Source organism: Candidatus Vallotiella hemipterorum, assembly GCF_910593725.1.
Taxonomy (GTDB): domain Bacteria; phylum Pseudomonadota; class Gammaproteobacteria; order Burkholderiales; family Burkholderiaceae; genus Mycetohabitans; species Mycetohabitans hemipterorum.
This window is the reverse complement of the sequence record NZ_OU343031.1, coordinates 943,137-964,101: the sequence shown is the minus strand read 5'-3', so window position 1 is coordinate 964,101 and position 20,965 is coordinate 943,137. Positions and strand designations below refer to the sequence as shown.

The window sequence follows — 20,965 nt, the reverse complement described above, 5'->3', positions numbered from 1 at the left end:
GGGGGTATAGCTCAGCTGGAAGAGCGCTTGCATGGCATGCAAGAGGTCAGCGGTTCAAGCCCGCTTACCTCCACATACAGATTAATATAAAGTTAGAAAAATACTTAATATGGATTAAATATTTTTATAACTTTATATTAGGTTAAGGGAAAGAAAAACATTACTAATTCCATTTAAAAGCAATGTAATTTTATAAAACCTTAGAATTTTTGAGGCTAAAATTTATAAACTTAAATAGTTATTTATACACTTTCAGTGTAATAATATACTCTTAAAAGATATTAATCTAAAAAATTCTCTTAAGAAATACAATTTCAGCAATACAGCATTATAGGAAATTACTATAAGTAAGATTATAATTCTTAATTATACATAGTTCTCGCTCTCTAATAAATAAAAGTTACTAATAATCAGTATTCTAAAAATAAAAATTTGAATTTAAAAAATTTTTTTAAAAGAACTATATTCTATTTATAGATAAGATATATTATCGACAATTAAATATATATAATTTATATATATTTCTTCACAAGAATATTCTAAAAAACTATATATTAATTTAAATTAATATATAGAAATTAAAATCATATTTATAGTATTTTAATTTAATAGGGATATTAAAAGTATCTTAAGAAAGATAGCTATATGTAATATAATACACCTATATAAAGCAGTGCGGATAAGAAAAATAGGAAACACCGGGAAACTTATAGTATAAGTAGGCACTTCTATTTTAAATATAGAATTAAGACTACCGCATACATGCAGTAATTTAGTTACTGTAAATAACACATTCGCTATTAAATTATAGTCAAATTATAAATATTAATTATTTATTTCGATATTAATAATCCTGGTCTGCATTTAATGCATGCACCACATATCACTGCCCCCTTTTGTAAGGGGGGGGTAGTTTAAACGCGATCTTCAGGATAGTAAATATACAAATATTTACTATCCTGAAGATCAATCTTGGCTTTAGGCTCTTGGTTCTTGTTACTTATCCTAAAATACTTTTTAAGTGAGATATATTTTTGTATTAAAGAAATGTATAAAATTTTTATTAAAATAAAGAAAAATAAAAAAAGACTTCACAAACGTAAGGAAGTTATACATAATTCGCTATGTATATAAAACATTGTGTCCCCTTCGTCTAGAGGCCCAGGACATCACCCTTTCACGGTGAGTACAGGGGTTCAAATCCCCTAGGGGACGCCAAACTTATAAAAAAGTTAGTAATGTAGTACGCCATAACAACAATTGGAGTGGTAGTTCAGTTGGTTAGAATACCGGCCTGTCACGCCGGGGGTCGCGGGTTCGAGTCCCGTCCACTCCGCCAAAATAAAAGCCTTCTAATATAGGCTTTTATTTTATTTTTTCTCACATTATATATGATCTGCGTGCGCTAAAATGCTATAAGTATTTTTACTGAGTCGGGTTTAGTTTTTATACTGTTATCAGTAGTAAAAATTTACTATAGTGCTAGCACAGCATTAATTAAGTAACTATCAAACAACGATAATCTAAAAAATTTGACGAATACGTAGTAAGTAGCTTTTTTAGAAGTACTAATCTTATTGCTACTAGCTAAGATAATTTTCTCCATAATCTATATATAGTAGCATTAGCTTGTAGCATAACTAAAATTCTAATCAAGCTAATAAATCTTGCGATATAAGTAGAAGAGTTTAGCTAGAATATAATAATAAAATTCTACTATTTTAATTTTTATAAAATATCTCTCATATTTAAAACTAATTTTTTATTGAACAAATTTTAAATAAGAAGTTAACCTAACTTACATAAGAATATGTGAAGCACTCACTAAAGTAATCAGCAAATAAATTAAGTTTTATAAATTTATTAAGGTATATACCATATTATATACTATATGGATTTATGCTAATCTGAACAATATTTTTTTAAGTAATATTTAGTATGTTTAGTAGCGGCATTGCTGAGCGTATTAAAATTGCGGATTCTATACTTAAGTAGTGCGTCAAATACTTTTCGCTAAACGCGAAGCGTATAGTATAGAAATATACGAATACAACTAATTAAACATTACCTAAACACGCCGTGTTAGATATGTATAGGCAATCAGAAATGTATCAATATACGCGGTAATAAATTATAGTTATATCTACCTTTATTATAAATAAAATTTATATTTATGGCATGCTACTGCTGGTAAGCAAAAGATAATTTTTAGAAATTAAAAGTAAGCAAGATATAGTCTTATATATCGATGTCAGTTATATGAGATTACTATTCAGTAAGATTTAAAACGTCGGTTAAAATCTTAAGCTAGAGTAGCTCTGCTAAAAAGTTATAACTAAAAAGCTATAAGACTATAAAACTATATACTGTAAACTAATCGATGATATTAATTCCAGCCAGCCTTTAGAGGCAGTAATCTAAAGGTGGTCATAATAATAATTAGATAAGCTCTAAAATAACTATTAATGTTAAACAGAAAACTATAATTATTAATAGTGAATTTGAACGAATATGATAATACCGATCTTAGACTATACTACTATGTAGTGACTCACATAGTAGACTTGTTCATGCTGTTTGACTAGCCTACATGGCATTGTAGTTTACTAATTTTTAGAGTTTTTTGGCAGCATTAGTTAGTCTGAGGTACTCTTAAATAATTAATAGTATACTCGTAGATAACGCGGACTAGTATCTAGATATAGCAGTATACTACTAACTGGAATATTTAAAACTGAATTTTAGGGCCTTTGTCTAGTAAACTTGTCTTTTACTGGGTAGATTATATTTAACGTAAATATTCTACATAGAGGTGGATATTGCACTACTCAGATCGCCTAGTATACAGAGCTTTAGATAACATGAGTGCAGCTTCATAGAAAAAGGTTTCTTATTAGTAGACTTCTAAAGTAGTCAATCTCGCTAGGTGCCGCGTGCTATCGTTCGTATAACCTCGAAGCTAGCAACACCTTTATTTTTTAGAGAGGATTACTACGATTAAGTAGGGTGCATATTATATAGCTAACATTGATAAGTACTAAAGTTAGACATGTTTACTTAGAAATTCTTGCGGTAGCACGGCTTCCAAACTTTTTGCGGAATCTTTCGACTCGACCAGTTGTATCTAAAAACTTATTTTGCTCGCCCGTATAGAAAGGATGAGATTCAGAAGATACTTCAACCTTTGCAAGAGGGTAAATTTTACCATCAAGCTCAATCTTCTCACGTGTCTGAACTGTTGATCTTATAACAAATGTTTTTCCATTTGACATATCCTGGAATACTACCTCGCGGGTACTAGGATGAATATTTTTTTTCATAATGCATTTTAATGTAAGTTATAAGAATCTCTGCCTTAGGATGCTGACAATAAGTCGGTATCAGTTTTCGGAAGCTTCTCTAAAGATAGAATAAGAGAATTATGCTCGCAAATTAGTGCGTTAGCGAATTTATAAAAATCTTCCAGTCACGTGGTTTTATATCAATAATAAAACAAAATATTTGGAATATATCTTTATAGTATACGGGTAGATTGGTTTCTAATTTCTGATAGAGATTATTAGAAATTAGTGCTTTCAGCCTATATAAAAATTCGGTGGAACCTAGTACAAGTAGACAGTAAGAAATCACATATATTCTAAATAAGTCGTTTAATTAAGTACTATCCACTAGCGTGTGATAATTTAGCTGACCGGTAAATGCTTCAAAATTTCGGGGGCTCTAGTATTATCTAATCTAAATTTTATGTAATTCATTTTATATCTGTGAAACACTATTTATCCGGGCCATTCGAGTGCACAGTCTAAAGTGTAGCAAGTGCCTTAAACATATTTTTCTTTAATAGCGTTGCGAGTACACTACTTTTACCAAAACTCTAGTAAAAGTATTTAAAAATATAAGGGGGGACATGGTCGGAGGTAAGTTTCCTTATAGTTCGTAACCTTTGTTACTATAGCTTAGTCATGAGTCTTATATCCTTGGTGAAGGGCAACGGAATATACCCCCCACATCAATTTATGTGCCGCTTACTTATACCTAGCAGCATACTCGTACAAAGGATTATATCTAAGGTATCAGCCAAGGGTTAAAAATCAATGCTATATATTCTGATATTATCCGCCACGACGCATCATGTCAAAAAACTCCGAGTTATTCTTAGTCTGTTTTAGTTTATCGAGTAAGAATTCCATGGCTTGGATTTCATCCATATCATGAATAAATTTACGCAGCACCCAAATTTTTTGTAAAATTTCTGGCTTGATAAGTAATTCTTCTCGACGTGTACCTGATTTGTTTAAATTAATCGATGGATAAACTCGCTTTTCCCCAAGGCGCCGCTCTAAATGCACTTCCATGTTACCTGTGCCTTTAAACTCCTCATAAATTACATCATCCATCCTACTGCCTGTTTCTATAAGCGCGGTACCGATAATCGTGAGCGAACCACCTTCCTCGACGTTCCGAGCTGCACCGAAAAAGCGCTTGGGGCGTTGCAGTGCGTTGGCATCTACACCTCCAGTCAGAACTTTTCCTGAGGCTGGGACAACAGTATTATAAGCACGAGCAAGGCGAGTGATAGAATCTAATAGGATTACTACATCGTGCTTCATCTCGATGAGCCGCTTTGCTTTCTCGATTACCATTTCAGCTACCTGAACGTGACGAGCTGCCGGTTCATCAAATGTAGATGCAATCACCTCGCCAGCTACCGAACGTTGCATCTCAGTAACCTCTTCCGGGCGCTCATCAATTAGTAGTACAAATAATATAACCTGTGGATGGTTTGACTTAATTGCATGTGCGATGTGCTGCAGCATGACGGTCTTGCCTGATTTCGGCGACGCAACTAAGAGTCCGCGTTGGCCTTTTCCAATCGGCGCGATCATATCGATGATGCGGCCAGTAACGTTTTCCTCGCCGCGCATGTCTCGCTCGAGCGATAGGGGCTTATTTGGATGTAATGGCGTGAGGTTTTCGAACATAATTTTATGCTTTGACGCCTCTGGCGGATGTCCGTTAACTTTGTCAACTTTGACAAGTGCGAAATATCGCTCTCCGTCTTTTGGCGTGCGCACTTCGCCCTCAATTGTGTCGCCAGTATGTAAGTTGAAACGGCGAATTTGCGACGGGCTAATATAAATATCGTCGGTACTTGCTAGATATGATGTCTCGGGCGAGCGTAAAAACCCAAAACCATCGGGCAGTACTTCCAGCGTTCCGTCGCCGAAAATTGTTTCACCGGTCTTGGCGCGTTTCTTTAGAATTGCGAACATTAACTCCTGTTTGCGCAGGCGATTCGCGTTTTCGATTTCTAGACCATTAGCCATTTCGATCAAAGCGGATACGTGTTGCGACTTGAGCTCAGACAAATACATACAGGAATCCCGCTAAGGAAAGAGAAAAAGCGACAAAAGGGGAGTCCGTCGGACGACGGGCTTAATTGTTATAAGATTTGAAACGTATTCGCTTTATGATACTAGCATAATTGCAGTAGGGCGCTTGTTGAATTTTTACAACAAGCGCTGTCAGGTTTAAACATCGCCGATGGCTCAAATATGGCTATCAATCAGCGCTGTAATTTGTGCCTTAGATAATGCGCCAACCTTGGTTTGGGCCACCACGCCGTTCTTAAATAGAATCAGCGTTGGAATTCCTCGCACGCTAAATTTGGCCGGTGTAGCTGGATTCTGATCAACGTCTATTTTCCCAACCTGTAGGCGGTCGCTATATTCATGCGCTATTTCGTCTAATAAAGGCGCAATCACTTTGCACGGGCTACACCATTCCGCCCAAAAGTCAAGTAGGACAGGTTTATCCGCTTTCAGCACATCCCGCTCAAAAGAAGTATCAGTAATGTACTTAATTTGTTTGCTCATTATCGCCTTACCTTTAAAGTATCCAGGGGATACAGCCTCGTTATGCCTGATATACCCGATCTCTGAAAACCCGCCCGACAGCAGCATATCGTCGAGCGGAGGTCGTCGCAAAACGCAAGGGCGAGAAACGCCACCCCTGATCGTTCGCATATCCTGAAGATGTAATCTTAACGTAATTTATTCTCTGTCGTACGCACTAGCGTCGCGACGTAATCTAGTGCTAAAATACTTTTTGACGGGCCTCCTCGCATAGCGGCAAGGTTAACCTGGTCAGGTCGGGAACGAAGCAGCCACAGCTTTTCCCGCTAGTGCCGAGGGTTGGGCTCGTCATCTTCTTCCGAAGAAGTGTGATCTAGTATTTAATCCCCTCCCCCGGGGGCACCTTGGTGTAACATGCTTATACGTTATGTCCCAAGCCTCTTACAAGATATTTATTCTTTACTGCACTCCGGTATACTCGAATCCCAAGCTTTGGATAGCTAATTACGTGAGTGCTACCTTAGGTTGTTGCTGATATAATTCCGTAATGACCTATCAAGTTCTTGCGCGCAAGTGGCGGCCCAAAGATTTTAAATCGTTAGTCGGCCAAGAGCATGTAGTGCGCGCTCTCACTCATATTCTACAAGCGCAGCGGTTGCATCATGCCTATTTATTTACTGGCACCCGTGGTGTCGGGAAAACAACGCTGTCGCGCATCTTAGCAAAAGCGTTGAATTGCAAAACTGGAATCACCGCTCTTCCGTGCGGTATGTGTACAACATGCCTCGAAATTGAAGGGGGGCGCTTTGTTGATTACATTGAAATGGACGCAGCCAGCAACCGAGGCATTGACGAGATGGCAGCATTACTCGAACGCGCTGTATATGCGCCCGTTAATGCGCGTTTCAAGGTTTATATGATTGATGAGGCACATATGTTAACTCAACATGCCTTTAACTCAATGCTTAAGATGCTTGAAGAGCCGCCGCCTCATGTGAAGTTTATTCTTGCAACGACAGACCCAAAAAAAATTCCAGCTACGGTACTATCGCGCTGCTTACAGTTTAATCTTAAACGAATGCCAACAGGCCATATCGTATCGCACCTAAAACGTATACTAGCTTATGAAGGTATTAGTTTCGAGGAGCAAGCATTACGCTTATTATCGCGCGCTGCTGACGGTAGTATGCGCGATGCACTTTCGTTAACTGATCAGGCGATTGGATATGCGGCCGGCACAGTCACAGAGCAGTCTGTTCGCAGTATGCTTGGCGCATTAGATCATAGTTATCTAGCGCAATTATTAAATGCGATTACTATGCGTGATGGTGCTAGGGTACTTTCAGTAGCTGATGAGATCGCAGCACGCAGCCTATCGTTCTCGACTGCGTTACAAGATCTATCCGGACTGCTACATCGTATTGCATGGGCGCAGGTAGTGCCTAATTCAGTTCTAGACGAATGGCCTGAGGCAGAGGACATTCGGCATTTTGCAACGCAGTTGGCACCGGAAGCCGTACAGTTATATTACCAGATCTCAACGATTGGCCGTGCTGAGCTAGGGTTAGCCCCAGACGAGTATGCCGGTTTCACAATGGCGTTGCTGCGCATGCTTGTATTCGATACTATAAATGCAGTATGCGAGTCAACCTCAGAAAACGATATACAGCCTACCTCTAGTTTTCCTCCTATAGGGACTGACGACTTAATAACTAGTGGTGTATGCTCAGCAGAAACCGAGCAAATAGCGTCAGCTGTATATTGGCCTGGCGTACCTAAACCTGAGGTTGTACGGAGTAAATCTGATATAAATACGGTAGTACAGATAGAAAAACTCAGTATAAAGGCGGAATGTATGAAGACAACAGGGACAGGCGTCACTAGCACTAATTCTAGTCGCATAGGTATAGTCTGTTCACAGCTAGATAGTATACACATGACTAACACGGCTGATGCGCTAACGGATGCTATCGAGTCTTCTACAAGCAAATTTGAATGTAATAGGGGTGTTTTATCCCTATTATCCCCGGAAACAGCTTCTTCATGTCCAGACGCTAATAGTTCCGCCAGTGCGGCACTTAGTACACTTCATGGCCCAGTAATCGGCATTGCAAGTAGTTGCATTCGTTCACCGGCCGCTCCATTGGAGAATGCACCATTTAAGGTGCAAATAAGAATGAGCGCGCAGAATATGCCCCCTAGATCAGCAGAGGTATTGCCCCAGGATAATGCGCTGCCCAACCATAAGTCCGCCACCCTGACCGCTTATAACCGCACCCTTGATATTGATGAACCTAATTTTGCTACGATGGCAGATAATTCCGCACACGACGCATGGGCCATCTCACAGCCTGCGGTGCCAGCTATGTCTCTTAATGCCCTTAGTGCTCTTGGCTATGACGGTGATTGGCCGACATTAGCGATATCGCTGCCGCTCCGTGGAATTGCGTGCCAGCTAGCGTTACACAGTGAGCTTGTAGCCTGTAACCATAACGAACTCATATTAAACGTGTCGATTCCGCAGTATGCGGACGTAGTGCACGTTAAGAAGTTGAAGGCTGCGATTAAGCTCGTGTTAGGTAGGCCAGTCCACGTGGCTGTGTCAGTGGGTCCTACACGCCAAACAGCCGCAGCAGTAGAAGACAAGCTTCGAGCGCAGCAACAGCTGAAAGCTGAGCAAGAAATTAATTCGGACCCGTTTGTTCAAACGCTAATCCGCGAGTTTAGTGCAACAATCGTATTAGGCTCAATTCGCCCGCTTATGGGGCATTATTGAGTATTAATTGTATAGATCATCGACTAATAAAGCATTTTTAGCTATTTGAGGGATTTCTATTATGATGAAAGGCCAACTTGTTAGTTGGATGAAGCAAGCGCAGCAAATGCAAGAGAACATGAAGAAAATGCAGGAACAGCTCGCGCATATCGAAATCGAGGGCCAATCTGGTGCGGGCTTAGTAAAGATAACGATGGCTTGCAAAAACGAAGTTAGACGTGTCTCAATCGACCCAAGCTTATTAGCTGATGATAAAGAAATGCTCGAAGATCTAGTCGCTGCCGCATTTAATGATGGAGTTCGAAAAGCAGAGGCAATAGCTCAAGAAAAAATGTCTAGTGTAAGCGCAGAGTTTCCTCTACCACCGGGTTTTAAACCTCCATTTTAATTTTTGGGGGCCATCTCTATGAGCAAATATGTCTCATTCAGATTGCTAGCCTGTATTAGGACGCGATGCATATGAAGAGGAAACCACTGTCCGTGCTAGCAACGATGATCGATGCGCTGCGTACATTGCCTGGTATTGGGCCAAAGTCCGCACAGCGGATTGCTTATCACTTAATGCAGAATGATAAAGAAGGGGCACAGAGACTCGGCCAGTCTGTACTACACGCTATACAGGTACTTAAACATTGCGAGCAGTGTAATACGTTCACTGAACATAGCATATGCGAGTTATGCAGCGACAAGCAGCGTGATTCAAAACTGCTATGCGTAGTTGAAATGCCGACTGACCAAATTATGCTTGAGCAAACACTTGCTTATTGCGGGCTATATTTCATACTGATGGGGCGCTTAAGTCCTCTTAACGGTATTGGGCCGTGTGAGATTTATTTCAATCGGTTAATACACCGAGCTACTGATGGTATTGTTAGTGAAGTCGTTCTAGCCACAAACTTTACGAATGAGGGTGAGGCAACTGCGCATTATCTAGGCCAAATTCTTAAGGCCCAAGGCTTGACCGTTACGCGGCTCGCTCGTGGTGTCCCTGTGGGCAGTGAGCTCGAATATGTAGATGCTGGTACAATTGCCCGAGCAATACTAGACCGGCGCTTAGTCTAAATACGTTTTATAAATTAAGCTAAACATTTTAGGAAAATATGTAACTTTATATACAAGTAACTACTGGCCAGCTAGTGTTTAGAACAGGCGATATCTCGGCTTAAGGTAAAAGTTCAACTATGTTATATGGTACTACTACTATAGTAATAGACACACGATCTCTAGCCAGATATCTATTCCAGCACAGTCGCTTATACTGATGGCGTTACGCAATAAAAAGATTTAAAAGTCTATAGCGCGTGCTATTTGTGGTATATTTTCCATGCTCTACGCTTTTTATTTACTATTTTAGGTACTAAGGTAATTTTTTACATTTTTGATACTTCAAGCTACGCTTAATTTATATCTCTTATTAAGATATCCTTAGTTACAATTATCTTATATAGCTACTATTAATAAGTATAATATTTATCTAGCTTTTTAGGCTTACTATGTTTTATCGCGCGCTCGCGCCATTAGACAAAGTGGTAGTAGTAACTCTAATATAAACTGTAGTAATATAAAGCAAACTTGCTAATATTATAGCAATACATCTTAGTCTTCACCGATGAAAACGGTTTTTACTATGTAAGTAATACGCCTGCTGATTTCATACACGTAGCTTTTACCTACCAGCTTAACAATAGGCCGGATATAGTAATATCGTGCATGAACAATAGCCTGAATATGGACAGATATATGCTTTATACTGGAACTGTTTCAGCGGCTTCTGATGGATTTTTTCCGGTATTTATTGATCGCATGCTTACTAGTTAACAAAGATTGCAGTGGGGGCATCTAGATACGACTGTTGCTCAGCTGCTGATATTATACGGTTTAGTTATAAGCGCCACTCTCTGTCCGCACTATTACTAAATAAGAATGGCTCTAATCGGCCATCTTCCGCAATAGGCACCTAGGTGTATACATAACTGAGTAAGAGATAGATATCACAGCCGGTGATTCCCCTCCTAAAAGTAATCTATATCACGGTGGTAGATATAAGCCTCTCTAATCTAATAGAGAGGCTTAGCCTGTACTTAATGTAATCGAAGGTACAGATTTCATATGGTAGAAGCTAGCAACATCTCACTTACACCGCTGCAATTAGATTTGACTGATATGGGATTAATTTCTTTTCTACAAGAATAAATACGGGATCACTTAAAATAATAAAATTTATAAACATACTAACTAATATATGCATATATCTATAAGCGTTGTTACTAAGCTAAAGCGTATCTACATACGCATATATGAAGGTCTTAATCTCTAAAAAATTATTTTTTGTGCGGTGGCACCAGTGACCTCTACATATAAGCTTTTTCGGATATAATTGGCAATACTTGCCAAACATTATTTAAGATGAGTAACCTACAAAACATCCATGAACTACACTCTTATAAATTAACTGAGGATGCGCTAATCATGCAAGTCTATTAAAATACTATCTGTAGTATCAGGTATTAAAGAATAATTTCTTTAACTATCCCTATTTATGCGAAAAGTAATTATGCACAGCCGAGTTTAGTATGACATCAATTTAATTGGATAAGGAAGCTATTGTACGCCAGTCAAAAATAAATACGCATCTGCTACGGTTATAAAACTTTTATGTACTATCGTAATAGTAAGTAAAACTCTCTGCATAATAAGAGGTATAGCTAGAGTTTAATATCCCCTTACAAAAGAGGAGCGGCTCTATAGCCCACTATAGTTCAGATACGCCACTCGAATAATTTGTCTACTTAGGGCTTAGTCTTTTATATTGCAGAAAAATCTTGGTAGTCGAAAAAAATAGCAGGTGCCCTTGTTAGCACTAATATAAGGTAGTAAAACGCTTAAATTTTACATTTTTGTCTCCTTAAAATCGTTAGTATTTTAGTCTTAAATCATATTTAAGAGTGAAAGTGTGCATGCGAGTCTAGTAAAAATCGGGCGAACAGTCTCTGTAGTAGTAACGTTAGTAGTACTAACGGCATGTTCGACTCGACTAGAATCTGCCCTTATCAGGCATTATAACGCAACACTGCTTTCTACTAATAATACCCTGATATCAGATGAGACATTAAATTCTCCGCTACCACCAGGATACTACCGCGTGAAGTCAGGTGATACTCTGTATCAGATCGCGCTCGCGAATGATCAAAATTACCGCGACATCGCTACATGGAATAACCTAATAAATATAGATTCAATCAAAATTAATCAGTTACTACGAGTCGTGCCATTAAAAACTAATATTAGCCCTTCTTTGTCTAGTATCGTGGCCGAAACTGATTTAGAACGGTCATCTTATAGCTTAGTGCCGGCAATTGCATCGGTTGCAATACAGCTAGATTCGGCAGTTGGAAATATTAATTTTGTATGGCCGATACGCGGGCTAGTGCTTAATAAATCTAAAAATAATCAAGGGCTAACTCTTAGTGGCGCGCTTGGTACCGCAGTAAAAGCCTCTGCAGAGGGGCGTATTGTTTATGCCGGAGATGGGCTATACGGATATAAAAATCTTATTGTTATTAAGCATAATAAAATATATCTAAGCGCTTATTCTAATAATGGAACTACGCTGGTAAAAGAGGGTGATTTTGTAAAAAAAGGTCAAATAATTGCTGAATTAGAACATTTTAATTTAAATAAAGCTATACTTTACTTTGAGATCCGTAAACAAGGCAAGCCCGTCGATCCTATAAACTATCTTCCACCACAGTAGATAACACTAAGGTAGATAAAGCGAAGACTTTTTTTCCAACTAAAATTTCAGATTTTTTATAAAAATATCCCAGGATAAGCCTGGAGATAGTAATCTCTTTATCTAAAAAAGTTAATAAGTAGTTTATATAGAAGATATTCTCTACTAAGAGTAGTACTATATTAAGGTTTTGCCTAATAAGCTGCTGGCTAATATAAATCTAATATTGTCTAAACCTTACCAGCATAAGAAACCATATTTTAAAATTATAGTATTTCAGGTATTTGCGGTTTAATTAAGTATAGTGATAGCCTAGAGGAACTAAGTAGTTATGAAACTTAAATCAACTCATATTTTTTGACTGTCCCGATACAGGGAAAAGAGTATCTAAACTCGTGGTTATAAACTGAAAGCTAAACTAGGTTTTATCTAATAAAGATTAGAATTGCATGAGTGATACCCCCCCAACAATAATATTATTATAGACATTAAGTATGAATTTTAGAAAATATTCCGGAATGTCTTGTATATTATTACGTCAATAAGCATACAACCCTATTTATCCTTACTACTACATTTAGCAAAATTAAATAGCCTCTCTATATCTTAGTCAGAAAAAATTCAATTTAATAAGGCCTGAATTACAACACCCTAAACGTAGGATACGCCTATATAAATTAAAGTTTATATATTTACTAATAGTAGTTACGTGATTAAAGAAGAATTTTCGATGCATTATTGTATCTAAAGCATATTCTAGACTGCTAGCGACATGCCTAATAAATACTAAGCCATAATTCTGGTATTTACGTTTGACATAAATAATTTTTTAAAAAATTATCATTTTTAAAAATGTATATTTTGCCTGTATAAAACTATATACTAAAATTTAATGATCCTATTATATATTAATATAATAGGATCTATGCTATCTAGAAAAATCCGAATTTATTACATTTTATATAAAGCATATTTCCTGACTAAGCAGTAGCCTGTTATAGGAGTACTGCTATCACTCTTGACTAATTATATATAGTTTATTAAATAAAGTACGGTAGGTAGAGTTAGATTCTTCAAAGAAAGTGGCTACATGGCTAATGTGATATGTATAAGGGGATAATACTAAGCATTTGTATTTTACAGTGTTATACTAACGCTTTTTTAAAACTAGATTAGACGCTCTAGCGGTTAGAGATAAATAGTACAATTACTGAGTTAGTGTTTTATATAAATAATTAACTACATATAACACATAACTACTATAAGAGATTGCTAACTACAGCATCTTAGCATCATCGTATATAACATGTAATTCTCATTATTTCTTATAAACTCCGAAGTACTATTCTTCGGGTTAAGCACAATTCTATATTGTAGCTCAAGCATCTCTCTCAAGAGGTGGTTAGGTATTGAAGTTAGAGAAGTACTCGCGTAGTATGCATGAATCAATACTTATTCTAGTAATTTAAGATGCATGTAGCATTTACACACCTAATAAATGAAGTATGTAAATGCTAATTTACGAGCACTTGTTAGGTTTATAGATCTTTATTAATCTCTAATAAAAGGGCATCTTTGCCTATGATAAAAAACTAATGAGACTTTTAGATAGACCTATCAAGACCTATAATAAGGCATGCCTGCTTGATATAAAATTATTACCGTATACACACAGACACGCTAAAAAATCTGTTTTGGGTTTCTACGAAGCAGGGGCTATCTATTAGATAAATGGTGCAATAAATGTCGTTTATATATTTCTATGTATCTCGAACTTAAAAATACTCTCTGATTACAGCATGGCTAATAAGACTCAAAAAATTCCTAAATACTAGGGTAGTATATAGGGGGGGGTGCTCTATATCTCTATAAAATTTTAGAGACTTTATTTTGTTATTATTGATTTATAAACAGGGCGCCCGCATGAGCGCCCTGTTTATAATGGATTAGTTGTTTCGGTTTCCACTAAAAATTCCGAGGAATGTTAGTAGATTCGTAAACACATTGTATAAATCTAAATAGATCATTAACGTTGCGCTAATATAGTTTTTTTCACCTCCCTTAACAATACGTTGTACATCTAGGAGTATGTAAGCTGAGAAGATAATAACTGCTAGAATTGATACTGTTAGTATTAATGCGGGGAGTTGGAGAAAAACGTTTGCAACGGAGGAAAGAAAAAGAACGAGTACGCCAACAACTAGCCATTTACCTAATCCAGAAAAGTCTTTTTTACTTACTGTAGCAATCGTCGCCATAATAGCAAAGATTACACTAGTTCCACCGAAGGCCAGCATAATTAGTGATGCGCCATTCGAGAAACCGAGAACGAAGCTTAAAAGACGAGAAAGCATCAGGCCCATGAAGAATGTGAAGCCGAGCAAGACATAGACGCCTATTGCGCAGTGCTTAGTTTTTTCGATGGCGAATATGAAGCCAAACGCGATCGAAAGGAAGGCTAGTACACTCAGTATTGGTGGAGTAGCAGTGAATAAGGCAAAGCCTGTTACGACCCCGATCCACGCGCCGAACACGCTTGGAATCATCGACAGTGCTAGTAGCCAGTATGTATTGCGCAGTACCTTATGTTGCGTTTCAGTGGACACGATAGCGTCGGTATGCCCAAACCCATAGATATTAGGGTCAGCCATAGTTTCTCCTTACGTTATTTTAACTTGCTAACGATGCTCTTGCATTGCCCCTTAGCACCTCATCGCGACGCTTTAACTGCGAATCTATAACGCCCATATAGGTTACAGTTTTACAGTTCTGTGCGGCTCTTTCAACAATGATACACTGGTTTATGCTAGTATGGCAGTTGTGTAGGGTTTATGGTTTACTAATTTTCGGAGTTTTTTATGGCAATAGAACGGACTTTGTCTATTATTAAACCCGATGCTGTAAAAAAAAATGTAATTGGTCAAATATATAGTCGTTTTGAAAATGCTAGATTAAAAATTATAGCAGCCCGCATGGTTTGTTTGTCATGCGCTGATGCGGAAAAGTTTTATTTGCTACATAAAGATCAGCCTTTCTTTAGGGATCTAGTCAAATTTATGGCATCAGATCCAGTTATGGTTCAAGTGCTCGAAGGCGAACGTGCAGTTTCAAAAAATCGTGAGCTTATGGGTGCGACTGATCCTAAAAAAGCAGAAAAAGGTACGATTCGTGCGGATTTTGCGGTTAGCATCGATTGTAACGCAATACATGGCTCTGATTCGCTGAAAACAGCAGCCGTTGAGATCGCCTTCTTTTTTCCACAAATAGACGTTTATTCTCAATCTGTTGTTGCCTCAGGCAATATTTAAAACGCTCAGCGTAATAATGACTAACGCGGTAAATCTCCTAGATCTTGATCCTATAGGCCTGGTCTCATATTGTGAGAACCTTGGAGAAAAACCATTTCGTGCGCGTCAGTTGCAGCGCTATATTCACCGCAGTGGCATTAGCGATTTTGATGCGATGACTGTTCTTGCGAAATCGTTACGTGATAAGTTGAAAATCTGCGCATCAATTCGTCATCCCGCGGTTCTCAAAGACAGAACATCCGCAGACGGCACGCGCAAATGGTTACTAGATGTCGGTGAAGGTAACGCTATAGAAACTGTTTATATTCCGGACCAAGATCGGCGTACGCTATGCGTTTCATCGCAAGCCGGCTGTGCTGTAAATTGCTACTTTTGTTCGACAGGAAAACAAGGCTTCTCGCGTAACCTCGTCGTCGGAGAGATTATTGGGCAGTTATGGATGACGGAATTTGCTTTGCGCGCAGCTCACGGTAGTCCTTTTCCTGGTAAGCGAGTAATTACAAATGTTGTAATGATGGGTATGGGCGAGCCTCTACTCAATTTCGATGCAGTGCTATCTGCTATACGGTTAATGCTTGATGATAACGCGTACGGATTGTCACGTCGCCGCGTAATAATTTCTACATCAGGACTTGTGCCGATGATTGACCGGCTTGCGGATGAATTACCTGTAGCCTTAGCTGTATCATTACATGCACCTAATAATTCATTGCGAGATAAGTTAGTACCACTGAACAAAAAGCATCCGCTTGAAGAACTGATGTTATCGTGTAGTCGATATCTGCGTGTCGCGCCTCGCGATTTTATTACGTTCGAATATTGTATGCTAGATAGCATTAATGATAGTGATGAGTGCGCACAACAACTTCTTGTATTAACCCGCCGTATATCATGTAAATTTAACCTAATACCATTTAATCCGTTTCCTGAATCTAGACTATTATGCTCTTCTCCAGAGAGGATTAGGCGGTTCGCACAGATCCTAATAGACGGGGGTGTTATAACAACTGTGCGTAGAACGCGCGGCGCTGATATTAATGCAGCTTGCGGCCAATTAGTAGGCGAGGTGCATGACCGTACCCGGGCATTGATGCGCAGAAAACAAAACATAATACCAGTATTACGCGGATCTCCACGTGCTATATAACATATAGCAGTAGAGGTAAACAAAACTTGGTAAAATAGAGACTTTCCTCAAGAAAATATGGGGTAGTCGATAACAATAGGCTGTATCCTAGGTACATTATATGAGATTTACTCTCATTCTACTTAAGTAGAATTATGTTTATCATTTTTAAAATATAGCCGCACCGGTACATGACACTAGCTTCTATTTACTCTATTTAATACCTTTAATTTAGGTAAGATCGATGGCGTGTAGGCGACGCCTCGAGCTATGTCAAAGATTCTATAAGGAAAATTAGGGATGGATGAGCAGCAGCATCCGATACTCCATAACTCGAGTGTCATGGCTGAACATTTCGATCCGGGCATTTCGGTATCACCCACTCGGCAAGTTGGTGAACAGCTTGAAAGGCTACGTAAATCTAAAAAATGGTCAATTGAGGATGTATCTGCCCGCCTAAAAATCGCGCCGTACAAGTTGCGAGAGTTAGAGTTGGGTGATTACAGCCATCTACCAGATACGATGTTTGCAATTGGCGTGGTACGCAGCTATGCGAAGATGATTGGAATTGATCCGATTCCACTAACCGATATGCTTCGAGATTCTAGTACGCCCATTAGCTCTAATATATCGCTACCTACTAATAATAGTGTTTGGTTTCCGCGGCAACGTATTATCATGAATTTCAGAGGTACTCCCAAGCCACGACTATGGTTGTGGGCGATTTCTCTTGTGGGTGTATTAGCTGCAATAATTGCAGTATGGTGCTTTACCGAAACAGGAGAAGGCTGGCTTGTTCGCTTAAAAATTGACAATACTCATACTATTAAGCAAAATGTCTCAAGCATACCTCTAGATGTTCGGTCTGTATTAGAGACAAGTATACTAACTAACTTACCAAAGTTCAGGACAGTTAATAAATTAGACCAAGAGTCTACAGAGATTGCAGTCGGTGGCTTCGCCCAAAAAACATGTTAATAACGCCGGAAAGTATGCCAATCTTGTCTAATAAAAAGATGACGACAATAATTAGGGCTCTGACAAGAGGTTAGTGTAACTTATTACCTCTAAAGTATCAGTTAGTCCTCTATTTCAGATATAAAGATTGGCAGAAACGTATCGCTATTCTGGGCTGCAGTTGTAAAAAATCTAGCGCAGTTTATTTACTAGCAGTTTACCTTACTAAGTTTTTTTATTGCAGCATATCGATATGCTGCTCAATAGGATTATTGTGTCATACTATTCCGTTTAAAGCTGGTACTGCGCCGGTGGAAAATTCTATAGTAGCTAGTCAACAACTGTTTTCTGGCTTTGACCCAAAGCGTCGAACGCATATAGTGACAGTGCGTTGGCGGGACCATGTAGTAACAATTGGCGGTGGTGCACCAATTCGTGTACAGTCCATGACAAGTACCGATACTGCCGATGCAGTTGGTACCGCAATCCAGATTAAAGAGCTTGCGCAAGCGGGTTCTGAGTTGGTTCGTATCACAATTAATAAGCCTGAAGCCGCAGCCGCAGTGCTAAAAATCCGCGAACAACTAGACCGCATGAGTATAAACGTGCCTCTTATTGGCGACTTTCACTACAATGGCCATCTGCTGTTACGAGATTATCCGGATTGCGCTCAAGCACTCTCGAAATACCGTATTAACCCAGGTAACGTTGGACAAGGCGCCAAACGTAGCACGCAATTCGCACAGATGATTGAGACAGCAATTTTCTATAATAAGCCGGTTCGAATCGGCGTAAATTGGGGAAGTTTAGATCAGGACCTGCTTGCGAGAATGATGGATGAAAATTCGAGACGTGTGACACCATGGAATCCATCAAGCGTGATGTACGAAGCACTAATCCAGTCTGCGATTAGCTCGGCTGAGCATGCTGTTAAGCTTGGTTTGGGGCGAGATCGTATCGTGCTTTCGTGCAAGGTCAGCGGCGTTCAGGATCTAATCTCAATCTATAGGGCACTAGCAATGCGATGTAGTTTTGCCTTACACCTAGGGCTAACCGAGGCAGGCATAGGTTCGAAGGGTATCATTGCATCGGCTGCTTCGATGTCGGTATTATTACAACAGGGTATCGGTGACACGATTCGTGTTTCGATTACGCCGGAGCCGGAAGATTTGCGTACTGGTGAGGTTATTGTGGCCCAAGAAATTTTGCAGACTATGGGACTCCGCTCTTTTATGCCGATGGTGATTGCGTGTCCAGGATGTGGTCGTACAACAAGTATTGTATTTCAGAAGTTAGCCTCACGCATTCAAAACTATCTGCGAAAGCAGATGCTGGTATGGCGAAAACAGTATCCTGGTGTCGAGATGATGAATGTTGCGGTAATGGGCTGCATTGTCAATGGTCCCGGAGAATCTAAGCACGCTAATATAGGCATCAGCTTACCAGGAACTGGCGAAAATCCAGCAGCCCCTGTATTTATTGATGGTGTTAAAACAACCACGTTGCGTGGCGCGCTTATCGTAGAGCAATTTCAGGAAATTGTTAACGACTATGTCCACCGTACTTATGGTGTAACAGTAACAAGTTGAGGCGGGTATAGTGCGATCCTTAGTCTGGATTATACTTAAATCGACATGACAGAAAAGAAGCATAAACTAGAAAGGTTAACCGGCGTTAAAGGAATGAACGACATTCTGCCGAGCGACACTGGTCTTTGGGAATTTTTTGAGAACACTGTCAAAGCGATATTACATGCCTACGGATATCAGAATATCCGCACTCCGATTCTTGAGCATACGCCATTATTCAGGCGAAGTATCGGTGAGGTGACGGATATTGTTGAAAAGGAAATGTATAGCTTCGTCGATTCATTAAATGGGAAACAATTGACGATGCGTCCCGAGAATACTGCCGCAGTAGTTCGCTCAGCAATTGAACATAATTTACTATACGATGGACCAAAGCGTCTTTGGTATATCGGACCAATGTTTCGCCATGAACGTCCACAGCGCGGTCGCTACCGACAGTTTCACCAGGTTGGTGTCGAGGCTCTGGGGTTTGTAGGCCCAGATATAGATGCAGAGATTATCCTAATATGTCAACGACTGTGGAATAACTTAGGTCTTAGAGATATTCGGCTTGAACTTAATTCCCTTGGGCATAAACATGAACGCGCTGCTCATCGAGATCAATTAATTATCTATCTAGAGAGATATATCAAGTTGCTCGACCATGATTCAAAGAATCGTCTATATACAAACCCATTACGCGTTCTAGACACAAAAAATCCTGCACTACAGGATATTGCAGCGAATGCGCCGAAATTAATTGATTTTCTCGGAGATGAATCACTCGCCCATTTCGAAGGCCTACAATCCCTACTAAGCGCGAACAATATCTCGTTTACTATTAATCCCCGGCTCGTTCGAGGGCTAGACTATTACAATATGACGGTATTTGAATGGGTAACTAACAAGCTCGGCGCGCAAGGTACTATCGGTGGGGGCGGTCGATATGACCTGTTAATTAAACAGCTTGGCGGAAAACCTGCACTAGCGTGCGGCTGGGCTTTAGGCATTGAGCGAATCTTAGAACTATTACGCGAAAATAATCTGGTTTTATCTAATGACGGTTGCGACGTGTATATCGTACATCAAGGCGAAACGGCTCGTATTCGTGCGTTTAGCATTGCTGAGCAGCTACGAAATATAGGATTAGATGTAATCTTACACTGCAGTGTAGATAATGCATCGGTAAGTTTTAAGTCGCAGATGAAGCTCGCTAATGCAAGCGGTGCTACGTATGCGATAATACTTGGTGACAACGAGGTATGGCAAGATGAGGTGTCTATTAAGCCGCTGCGTGGCAATCGAGAAATCATGGATAATGCACAGCAAAGGGTACCAGTCAAGAGCTTAGTCGATTTTTTGGCTAAGGTAATAGCAATTCCGCAGAAGAAAGAAGGGATAAGTTATAATCACAAGTAAAAAAACTAGTAATAAGCTGAGGGCTTAATATTCAAGATAGAAGACAATAAATTCCCCCCCCCGCCCCAGATAAGTTTATCGTACCGCTTGTACGAGCGTATTGCAGTAGATGCAGAGATATGCTTAAGTCTCTCTGGTTTATAAGCTCTGATCAGCGTGATAATATCTTCAGAGAATGCTTATAAATAAGCCTTCTTGACTAGATATGCGGCAATAAGTGTAT

The 20,965-nt window shown here is 39.2% G+C and carries 14 protein-coding genes, 3 tRNA genes and 1 other RNA gene; 14 read left to right on the top strand and 4 right to left on the bottom strand.

The window, feature by feature from the left end; all coding sequences use genetic code 11:
• The 3 genes from KW136_RS03315 (at position 1) to KW136_RS03305 (ending at position 1,339) form a co-directional block, all read left to right on the top strand.
• Positions 1 to 73, top strand: a tRNA-Ala gene (locus KW136_RS03315).
• Between the two features lie 1,069 nt (positions 74 to 1,142).
• Positions 1,143 to 1,218: transfer RNA gene (locus KW136_RS03310), tRNA-Glu, on the top strand.
• 44 nt (positions 1,219 to 1,262) lie between these two features.
• Positions 1,263 to 1,339, top strand: a tRNA-Asp gene (locus KW136_RS03305).
• A gap of 1,714 nt (positions 1,340 to 3,053) precedes the next feature.
• Here the strand turns inward: KW136_RS03305 and KW136_RS03300 are convergent.
• The 3 genes from KW136_RS03300 to trxA all read right to left on the bottom strand — a co-directional run bounded on the left by KW136_RS03300 (position 3,054) and on the right by trxA (position 5,876).
• Positions 3,054 to 3,320, bottom strand: a complete 267-nt coding sequence (locus KW136_RS03300) for a type B 50S ribosomal protein L31 (RefSeq protein WP_216797130.1) — start codon at positions 3,318 to 3,320, stop codon at positions 3,054 to 3,056.
• A 792-nt stretch (positions 3,321 to 4,112) separates the two neighbouring features.
• Entirely contained in the window at positions 4,113 to 5,375 is a 1,263-nt protein-coding gene (gene rho / locus KW136_RS03295) for a transcription termination factor Rho (RefSeq protein ID WP_216797128.1), read from the bottom strand.
• Between the two features lie 174 nt (positions 5,376 to 5,549).
• Complete coding sequence (gene trxA, locus KW136_RS03290) at positions 5,550 to 5,876, bottom strand: thioredoxin TrxA (RefSeq protein ID WP_216797481.1); 327 nt, start codon at positions 5,874 to 5,876, stop codon at positions 5,550 to 5,552.
• A 234-nt stretch (positions 5,877 to 6,110) separates the two neighbouring features.
• Between trxA and ffs the strand changes: the two genes are divergently transcribed.
• The 6 genes from ffs (at position 6,111) to KW136_RS03260 (ending at position 12,385) form a co-directional block, all read left to right on the top strand.
• Positions 6,111 to 6,208: signal recognition particle sRNA small type (ffs, locus tag KW136_RS03285), an RNA gene on the top strand.
• 194 nt (positions 6,209 to 6,402) lie between these two features.
• The gene (gene dnaX, locus KW136_RS03280) at positions 6,403 to 8,631 is read left to right on the top strand and encodes a DNA polymerase III subunit gamma/tau (RefSeq protein WP_216797126.1); all 2,229 of its coding nucleotides are present in this window, start codon (positions 6,403 to 6,405) and stop codon (positions 8,629 to 8,631) included.
• Between the two features lie 61 nt (positions 8,632 to 8,692).
• Complete coding sequence (locus tag KW136_RS03275) at positions 8,693 to 9,019, top strand: YbaB/EbfC family nucleoid-associated protein (protein WP_216797124.1); 327 nt, start codon at positions 8,693 to 8,695, stop codon at positions 9,017 to 9,019.
• 71 nt (positions 9,020 to 9,090) lie between these two features.
• The gene (recR, locus tag KW136_RS03270; RefSeq protein WP_216797122.1) at positions 9,091 to 9,693 is read left to right on the top strand and encodes a recombination mediator RecR; all 603 of its coding nucleotides are present in this window, start codon (positions 9,091 to 9,093) and stop codon (positions 9,691 to 9,693) included.
• A gap of 531 nt (positions 9,694 to 10,224) precedes the next feature.
• Entirely contained in the window at positions 10,225 to 10,449 is a 225-nt protein-coding gene (locus KW136_RS04245) for a 5'/3'-nucleotidase SurE (protein ID WP_216797480.1), read from the top strand.
• A 1,135-nt stretch (positions 10,450 to 11,584) separates the two neighbouring features.
• The gene (locus KW136_RS03260) at positions 11,585 to 12,385 is read left to right on the top strand and encodes a peptidoglycan DD-metalloendopeptidase family protein (RefSeq protein WP_246583184.1); all 801 of its coding nucleotides are present in this window, start codon (positions 11,585 to 11,587) and stop codon (positions 12,383 to 12,385) included.
• Between the two features lie 1,925 nt (positions 12,386 to 14,310).
• Here KW136_RS03260 and KW136_RS03255 read toward each other — a convergent pair.
• A complete protein-coding gene (locus KW136_RS03255) occupies positions 14,311 to 15,015 on the bottom strand; it encodes a Bax inhibitor-1 family protein (protein WP_216797120.1) in 705 nt (234 codons plus the stop codon).
• Positions 15,016 to 15,222: 207 nt separating this feature from the next.
• Between KW136_RS03255 and ndk the strand changes: the two genes are divergently transcribed.
• From ndk to hisS, 5 genes are all read left to right on the top strand, one after another.
• Positions 15,223 to 15,672 (top strand): nucleoside-diphosphate kinase, encoded by a 450-nt coding sequence (gene ndk / locus KW136_RS03250; RefSeq protein ID WP_216797118.1) that lies wholly within the window; start codon positions 15,223 to 15,225, stop codon positions 15,670 to 15,672.
• A 16-nt stretch (positions 15,673 to 15,688) separates the two neighbouring features.
• On the top strand, positions 15,689 to 16,819 hold the full coding sequence (gene rlmN, locus KW136_RS03245) for a dual-specificity RNA methyltransferase RlmN (RefSeq protein ID WP_216797116.1): 1,131 nt from the start codon (positions 15,689 to 15,691) through the stop codon (positions 16,817 to 16,819).
• A gap of 279 nt (positions 16,820 to 17,098) precedes the next feature.
• A complete protein-coding gene (locus KW136_RS03240; RefSeq protein ID WP_246583183.1) occupies positions 17,099 to 17,776 on the top strand; it encodes a helix-turn-helix domain-containing protein in 678 nt (225 codons plus the stop codon).
• 290 nt (positions 17,777 to 18,066) lie between these two features.
• Positions 18,067 to 19,344, top strand: a complete 1,278-nt coding sequence (gene ispG / locus KW136_RS03235) for a flavodoxin-dependent (E)-4-hydroxy-3-methylbut-2-enyl-diphosphate synthase (protein ID WP_420885637.1) — start codon at positions 18,067 to 18,069, stop codon at positions 19,342 to 19,344.
• A gap of 45 nt (positions 19,345 to 19,389) precedes the next feature.
• Positions 19,390 to 20,742 (top strand): histidine--tRNA ligase, encoded by a 1,353-nt coding sequence (hisS, locus tag KW136_RS03230; protein ID WP_216797114.1) that lies wholly within the window; start codon positions 19,390 to 19,392, stop codon positions 20,740 to 20,742.
• Positions 20,743 to 20,965: the final 223 nt, after the last annotated feature.